This window comes from Arthrobacter sp. Dra40 (assembly GCF_059091905.1).
Map to the genome: position 1 here is coordinate 1 of NZ_JBNHHB010000244.1, position 7207 is coordinate 7207.

Genomic DNA, 7207 nt, shown 5'->3' on the forward strand with positions numbered 1-7207 from the left:
GCTGAAGAGCTGAACACTGCTGCTGAGGGCGAAACCCTCACCAGCTACACCTCGGAATCATCCGAGGTCACTGAGACCGCCAAGAAGGAACGCCCCGCCCTGACCGTGGGTGGAGGCGCTGTGGGTCGCCGCAAGCAGGCGATCGCCCGCGTACGCCTGGTTCCGGGCGCCGGCAACTGGACCATCAACGGCCGTGACCTGGCGAACTACTTCCCGAACAAGCTGCACCAGCAGGAAGTGAACGATCCGTTCAAGATCTTGGACCTGGAAGGCGCTTACGACGTCATCGCCCGCATCCACGGCGGCGGCCCCTCCGGCCAGGCCGGTGCGCTGCGCCTGGGCGTTGCCCGTGCGCTGAACGAGATCGACCGCGAGAACAACCGCCCGACCCTGAAGAAGGCCGGTTTCCTCACCCGCGATGCGCGCATCATCGAGCGCAAGAAGGCTGGTCTCAAGAAGGCCCGCAAGGCACCGCAGTACTCGAAGCGCTAAACCGCTTCCGAAGCTTTCGCTTCCACCGCGAGGTCCCGCAGCATCTGCTGCGGGGCCTCGCGGCGTTAAGCCCGTCGGCGGGCGGCCGGTAAGCCGGCGGCCGGGCGGCCGGTAAGCGGCCGGACAGGCCGGTAAGACGGTGGCGAGGCACCGTCTTACCGGTCGCACGCGTGCCCGGCGCGCGGAGTGAACCGGCTTCTTGGCTCGCTGCCGTAAAATGGGTCGCGATGTCTAGATTATTTGGTACCGACGGAGTCCGCGGACTGGCCAATGGATTGATCACTGCTGAGCTCGCGCTGCACGTTGCGCAGGCTGCCGCAGTGGTCCTCGGCCACCGGCAAGTTGAAGACGGCAAACGCCCGACGGCGGTGATCGCCCGCGACCCGCGTGCCAGCGGGGAGTTCATCAGCGCTGCCGTAGAGGCCGGTTTGGCCAGCTCGGGCGTTGATGTCTACGACGCCGGCGTGCTCCCCACCCCGGCGGCCGCCTACCTGGTGGGGGACCTGGCAGCGGACTTTGGCGTGATGATTTCCGCCTCCCACAATCCGGCACCTGATAACGGCATCAAGTTTTTTGCCCGCGGCGGGCACAAACTGCCGGACGAGGTCGAGGACGCGATCGAGCAGGAGATGGCGCAGCCGCGCGTCCGGCCCACGGGTGCGGGCGTCGGACGCATCCAGCGCTTCGCCGATGCGGAGGACCGTTACATCCTTCACCTGCTGCAGACGCTGCCGGTCCGCCTGGAAGGACTGAAAGTCGTCCTCGACTGCGCCCACGGTGCAGCCAGCGGTTGCTCGCCGGAGGTTTTCCGCGCGGCCGGGGCGGACATTGTGGTGATGGGTGCCGAGCCGGACGGGCTGAACATCAACGACGGCGTGGGCTCCACGCACCTGGAGAAGCTGCAGGCCGCCGTCGTGGAACACGGCGCGGACCTGGGCATCGCACACGACGGCGACGCGGACCGCTGCCTGGCCGTGGACGAACGCGGCGAGGTGGTGGACGGGGACCAGATCATGACCATCCTGGCGCTGGCCCTGCGCGAGGCCGGTCGGCTCAAGGACGACGTCCTGGTGGCCACGGTCATGAGCAACCTCGGCATGAAGCTTGCCCTGCAGAAGGCCGGCATCCGGATCCAGGAAACAGCGGTGGGGGACCGCTACGTGCTCGAAAGCATGCGCGCCCACGGCTACTCGCTGGGTGGCGAGCAGTCCGGACACGTCATCTTCTCGGACTACGCCACCACCGGCGACGGCGTCCTGACCGGGCTGCAGTTGGCCGCGCAGGTAGCCAAGACCGGCAGGCGGCTTTCCGACCTGGCGCAGCAGATGGTCCGGCTTCCCCAGGTCTTGATCAACGTCAAGGACGTGGACAAGTCCGCTGTGGAGACCAACCAGCCGGTCCAGTTGGCCGTGGACGCCGCCTCGGCTGCACTGGGCCAGACCGGCCGGGTGCTGCTGCGGCCGTCCGGCACCGAGCCCGTGGTCCGCGTGATGGTTGAAGCTGCCGACATGGACACAGCCCAAGCGACGGCCGAGGCCCTGGCCCTGGCCGTCAAGCAGCACCTGGCGCTGGAGGCCGCCGCAGCCGAGTAGGTGCCGCGCCGACCCCGGCGCCGCTGTGGAAAAGGGCTCAGCGCCGGGCGTTCACCACCACGACTTCGTACCTGTCGGCCGTCGGCGGGTTCCCCGTGTCGAACTTCGCGTTCACGACGGCGAGTCTATGGCCAAACAGCGCCGCGGTGGTCGGGGTCTGGAAAGCGTCGCTGGTGATGATGGACCGGACCTTCCCGGAGTCATACCGCCGGTTGAGCTTGATCACGCTGATCTGGTTGTCCATGTTCTGGACCGCCCAGAGCCGGTGGCCTTTGAGCACCAGCCCGTCGACGTTGGTGACGGTGATGCCCGAGATTCTCTTGCTGGCACCGGTCCTCGGGTTGACGGTGTAGAGCGCCGCATTGGAGGAATGGGCCACAATGAGCGTCCGCCCGTGCCTGGCCGCCACAATGCCGTTGAGATTGAACGCCCCGGCCTTCACCTTCGCGGCAGGACCGCTGAGGTGCAGTGTCCGCGGCTTGCCCAGCTGTCCGTGGTGGCCAATCGGCAGGAAGTACAGTTCACCCTCAAACGAGTTGGTGAACCAGGCACCGCCCCGGCCAATGGTCACATCGTTGATAAAGGACTTGGCGGGGTCGTTCAACTGGAACTCGGCCACCGGTTTCCGGGTCCGGGTGTTGTAAACGTAGGCCTTGCCGGACGGTCCGCCGGCCACGAACAGCAGGTTCAGCCGCTGATCAAAAGCCATGCCCACGGCGACCCGCCCCTCCGGCGCGTCGATGAACTTCCCGGCTGTGCCCCGCCGGATGTCGCCGCGGAAAATGTCGCCGGCGTAGAGGTCACCGGCATAGAAGGTGCTGCCCCGGCCGGCGGTGATGCCTTCCGCGGACGTTGCGTCCGGCAAGTCGATGATTTGGTCCGTGCGCTCCGACGCCGAACGGTGGGTGTAGGAGACAACCTGGCCGGTTGCCGCCGGCAGCCCCGTCAGCAACAGCGCGACGGCGGTCAAAAAAGCTGCGGCAACTCTGGCCGCCAAGGAAAAGGGGAATTGAGGTCGCATGGAGATTCACCTGATTCTTCCTGGATGGCGTCGGGAGTTCCCTCCAGCAGGCTCCCGATGGTGATTTTCCCAGCGTACGCCGAGCGGGAAGAATGGTCAGGCCTTCCCGCCGCGCTGCGGGAAGGCCCGGGCGAGGTTGGCGGCCGGTGCGGGGGCTTTGATCCTACGGCCGGTTGCGGGCCTGCAGTGCGTCGCGGATCTCGGTCAGCAGCGCAAGCTGCGGATCAACCGCCTGGTCCTCTTTGTTGATGCCCATCCGTCGGTTGCGGCGCTCGATCATATGGTTCATCGGCGCCACGATGACACAGTAGATGGCCGCGGCAATGAGCAGGAAGTTCACAATGGCGGTCAGCAGGACGCCGAAAGCCACGTTGTTTCCATTGAAGTTCCAGACCAGGAAGCTGTCGAAGTTCGGCGAGCCGACCAGTCCGGCGATGAACGGCATCATCACACTGTTGACCAGGGCGTTGACCACGGAGCCGAAGGCGGAGCCGATGATCACGGCGACCGCAAGATCAATGACGTTGCCCTTCATGATGAATTCTTTAAACCCGTTAATCATGCCGCCCAATGTAGCGTGTCTGGCCGCCAAACAAGGTGCAGCAGGGGACGGTTCCGGCCCCGCTCAGGAATAGCCGGGGGCTCCGGGCAGGCCGAAGTACTCTTCGAGCGTCGCGATGTGCCGTTCGGCCATCGTCGTCGACACTTTCTTGCCCACGTAGCGCAGGTGCCACGGCTCCGGCGAATAACCGGTCACGGCTTCTTCACCGGGCAGATAGCGGATGATGAACCCGAACCGGGCAGCATTGTTGGCGGCCCAGTTGCCGGCAGCAGTTTCGGCGAAGCACTGCTGCAGATTGCACGCCCCGGTGGAGTCGCCGATGTCCAGGGACAGCCCGGTCTGGTGCTCTGAATACCCGGGGCGCGCCGAAATCTTGTCCGCGGCTGCTGCGGCGCCGTGCTGCCGGACCCAGTGGTTGTAGGTGTCCACCTGCGTGGCGTAGGACCGGAAACCGCTGATCATGATCATGGAGGCGCCATCGGCCGCGGCAGCGCTGAACATCTCCTCGGTCGCGGTCGCCACGGCGTCGCGGAGCAGCGCAGATTCACCACCGGTCCCGATGCTCACCGCCGGCTGGCGCAGGTCTTGGGGAAAGTAGTCCAGCGGATCCAGCGGACGGAGCTTGTTGACGACGACGCCGATGCTCGCCGGATCCGAGTGATCCACGCCTGCGCCTGGCGCCTTTTGCTTCTTCACGACGCCGCCCTTCCCCTCGGCGTTCTTCCCGGCGCCGTCTTTGGTCCCGCCCTCGCCCTTCGCGCCGCCACCCTTGACCCCGCCGCCGTCGTGCTGTCCGCCGCCGTCTTTCTTGGGAGCCTGGGGCCTCTGGTGGGGAACCGGAAGGGACGCGGCACTGCCGGACGGCCCCGGTGTAGCCGCCGTCGTACTAGAAGTTGCGGTGGGCAGGGCAGTGTCCGCCGGCGGGGCGCAGCCGGTGAGCAGCGCCAGCACGGCGGCCAGGCCTGCCGCGAGCACCGGAGCCCTCGAAGCGTCCATGTCAGGTTTTCCGCAGCAGCATTCTGCGGATCGAGTGGTCCGCATCCTTGGTGAGCACCAGTTGTGCCCGCCCGCGCGTCGGCAGCACGTTCTCCCTCAGGTTCGGTTCATTGATCCGGCGCCAAATGCCCAAAGCCGTCTCCGTGGCCTCGTCGTCCGTGAGCGAGGCGTAGCGGTGGAAATACGATTCCGGATTGGTGAAGGACGTCCGCCGCAGCTTGTGGAAGCGGTTGACGTACCACTGCTCAATATAGGAGGTCTTGGCATCCACATAAATGGAGAAATCGAAGAAATCGCTCAGTGCCAGCCCGGTCCGTCCGTCCGCCCGCGGGCGGGCCGGAGCCAGGACATTCAGCCCTTCCACAATCAACACATCCGGACGGTGGACCACTACTTCCTTGTCCGGCACGATGTCGTAGGTCAGGTGCGAGTACCACGGCGCGTGCACTTCCTCCGCCCCGGACTTCACTTCGGACACGAATCGAAGCAGCGCGCGCTGGTCGTAGGACTCCGGGAAGCCCTTGCGCTCCATCAGCCCCCGCCGGACCAGCTCCGCGTTCGGATAGAGGAAGCCGTCGGTGGTCACCAGCTCCACGTTGGGAGTGTCCGGCCAGCGGCGGAGCATCTCGCGGAGCACGCGTGCCGTGGTGGACTTCCCGACGGCGACCGACCCTGCTACGCCGATCACGAACGGTGTCCGGCGGGTGGTCTCGCCCAAAAAGGTGGTGGTGGCCTTGTGCAGCTCACCGGCCGCGCCCACGTACAAGTTGAGCAGGCGGGAGAGCGGCAGGTAGACCTCGCGGATCTCGTCGAGGTTCAGGGCGTCACCCAGGCCGCGCAGCCGCTCAATGTCGTCCTGGTCCAGGGGCTGTTCAATCTCGTTGGACAGCCGGGACCAGGTCTGCCGGTCCAGCTCAACGAATGGTGTGAAGTTACTCTCACCGTTGGACGCCGTCGTCTTCGGTGTCGCATCAGTCACCTATGAATTGTGCCTGCTGCGGGATTCAAATCCCAATAAGCGGACGACGGCGGCGCGCCGGGTTACGCCGGAGGCCTGCGGCGGCGCTCCGGTTTGGGCCGCCGGCCGCTGCTTGCCCCGGGCCGCAGCCGTGCCGTGGCGGATTTCCTGCCGGCCACCGGCAGGGCTGCGGGACACCCTGACAATGAGGGTACCTGCGGGCAGGTACCCTTAACCCCATGTGTGGAATCGTAGGTTATGTTGGCCGCCGCGACGGCGGGGCCGGAGTCGGCGTTGCTGATCACAGCGCCCTGGATGTTGTGCTTGAAGGCCTTCGCCGATTGGAATACCGCGGTTACGATTCCGCGGGAGTAGCGGTCATCTCCGAGGCCGGCATCGAGTCGCGGAAGAAGTCGGGCAAGCTGAGCAATCTGCTGGGCGAGCTCAAGGCCAATCCGCTGCCCGAGTCGCTGACCGGGATCGGCCACACCCGCTGGGCAACGCACGGCGGTCCCACCGATCAAAACGCGCACCCGCACCTGGCCGACGATGGCAAGCTCGCCGTGATCCACAACGGCATCATCGAGAACTTCGCAGAAATCCGTGCCTCCCTGCTGGCCAAGGGCCACACGCTGCGTTCGGAAACCGACACGGAAGTAGCCGCGGTGCTGCTGGGCGACCTCTACCGCTCCCTGGTAGCGGAGGATCCCGCCACCGCTACCTTGGCCAACGCCATGCAGCTCGCCTGCCAGCGGCTGGAGGGCGCGTTCACCCTGCTGGCCATCCACCAGGACCAGCCCGACGTCGTCGTCGCCGCGCGCCGCAACTCGCCGCTCGTCGTCGGACTGGGCGAGGGCGAGAACTTCCTGGGTTCCGACGTCTCCGGCTTTATCGACTTCACCCGCCGCGCGGTGGAACTGGAGCAGGACCAGATCGTCACCATCACCCCCGAGTCTTTCGAGATCACCGACTTCTTCGGCAACGCCGCCCAGGGGACCGAGTTCGAGGTCAACTGGGATTCCGCCGCGGCCGAGAAGGGCGGCTACCCGTCCTTCATGGAGAAGGAGATCAACGACCAGCCCGAGGCCGTCGGACAAACGCTGCTGGGCCGTTCCGATCTCAACGGACGCTTGACTCTGGACGAGCTGCGGATCGATCCGGAGCTGCTCAAGACGGTCACTAAGATCATTGTGCTGGCCTGCGGCACCTCCGCCTACGCCGGCCAGGTGGCCAAATACGCGATCGAGCACTGGTGCCGGATTCCGGTGGAGGTCGAGCTCTCGCACGAGTTCCGTTACCGCGACCCGATTGTGGACGCCAACACCCTCATCGTCGCGATCTCCCAGTCCGGCGAAACGATGGACACGCTGATGGCCGTCCGCTACGCCAAGGAGCAGGGCGCCAAGGTCCTGGCCATCTGCAACACCAACGGTTCCACCATCCCGCGCGAGGCCGACGCCGTTCTCTACACCCACGCCGGTCCGGAGATCGCCGTCGCCTCCACCAAGGCTTTCCTGGCGCAGATCACCGCCGCCTACCTGCTGGGCCTTTACCTGGCCCAGCTTCGCGGAAACAAGTTCCAGGGC

General features: G+C 66.0%; 7 protein-coding genes. 3 read left to right on the top strand and 4 right to left on the bottom strand.

All coding sequences use genetic code 11. The features are described 5' to 3' along the window. Both rpsI and glmM read left to right on the top strand, forming a co-directional pair. Window positions 1-492 (top strand): 30S ribosomal protein S9 (rpsI, locus tag AC5RWT_RS32655; RefSeq protein WP_494083848.1); only part of this gene is annotated, 492 nt, incomplete at its 5' end. Between the two features lie 227 nt (window positions 493-719). Then, on the top strand, window positions 720-2084 hold the full coding sequence (gene glmM / locus AC5RWT_RS32660) for a phosphoglucosamine mutase (protein WP_494083849.1): 1365 nt from the start codon (window positions 720-722) through the stop codon (window positions 2082-2084). 37 nt (window positions 2085-2121) lie between these two features. On the opposite strand, the gene AC5RWT_RS32665 is transcribed toward glmM, so the two are convergent. The 4 genes from AC5RWT_RS32665 to coaA all read right to left on the bottom strand — a co-directional run bounded on the left by AC5RWT_RS32665 (window position 2122) and on the right by coaA (window position 5642). Then, entirely contained in the window at window positions 2122-3105 is a 984-nt protein-coding gene (locus tag AC5RWT_RS32665; protein ID WP_494083850.1) for an SMP-30/gluconolactonase/LRE family protein, read from the bottom strand. A gap of 163 nt (window positions 3106-3268) precedes the next feature. Then, window positions 3269-3667, bottom strand: a complete 399-nt coding sequence (gene mscL, locus AC5RWT_RS32670; RefSeq protein WP_494083851.1) for a large conductance mechanosensitive channel protein MscL — start codon at window positions 3665-3667, stop codon at window positions 3269-3271. A gap of 63 nt (window positions 3668-3730) precedes the next feature. Then, window positions 3731-4663, bottom strand: a complete 933-nt coding sequence (locus tag AC5RWT_RS32675) for a M15 family metallopeptidase (protein WP_494083852.1) — start codon at window positions 4661-4663, stop codon at window positions 3731-3733. 1 nt (window position 4664) lies between these two features. Further along, on the bottom strand, window positions 4665-5642 hold the full coding sequence (coaA, locus tag AC5RWT_RS32680) for a type I pantothenate kinase (protein WP_494083853.1): 978 nt from the start codon (window positions 5640-5642) through the stop codon (window positions 4665-4667). A gap of 218 nt (window positions 5643-5860) precedes the next feature. On the opposite strand from coaA, the gene glmS reads away from it, so the two are divergent. Then, window positions 5861-7207 (top strand): glutamine--fructose-6-phosphate transaminase (isomerizing) (gene glmS, locus AC5RWT_RS32685; protein ID WP_494083854.1); only part of this gene is annotated, 1347 nt, incomplete at its 3' end.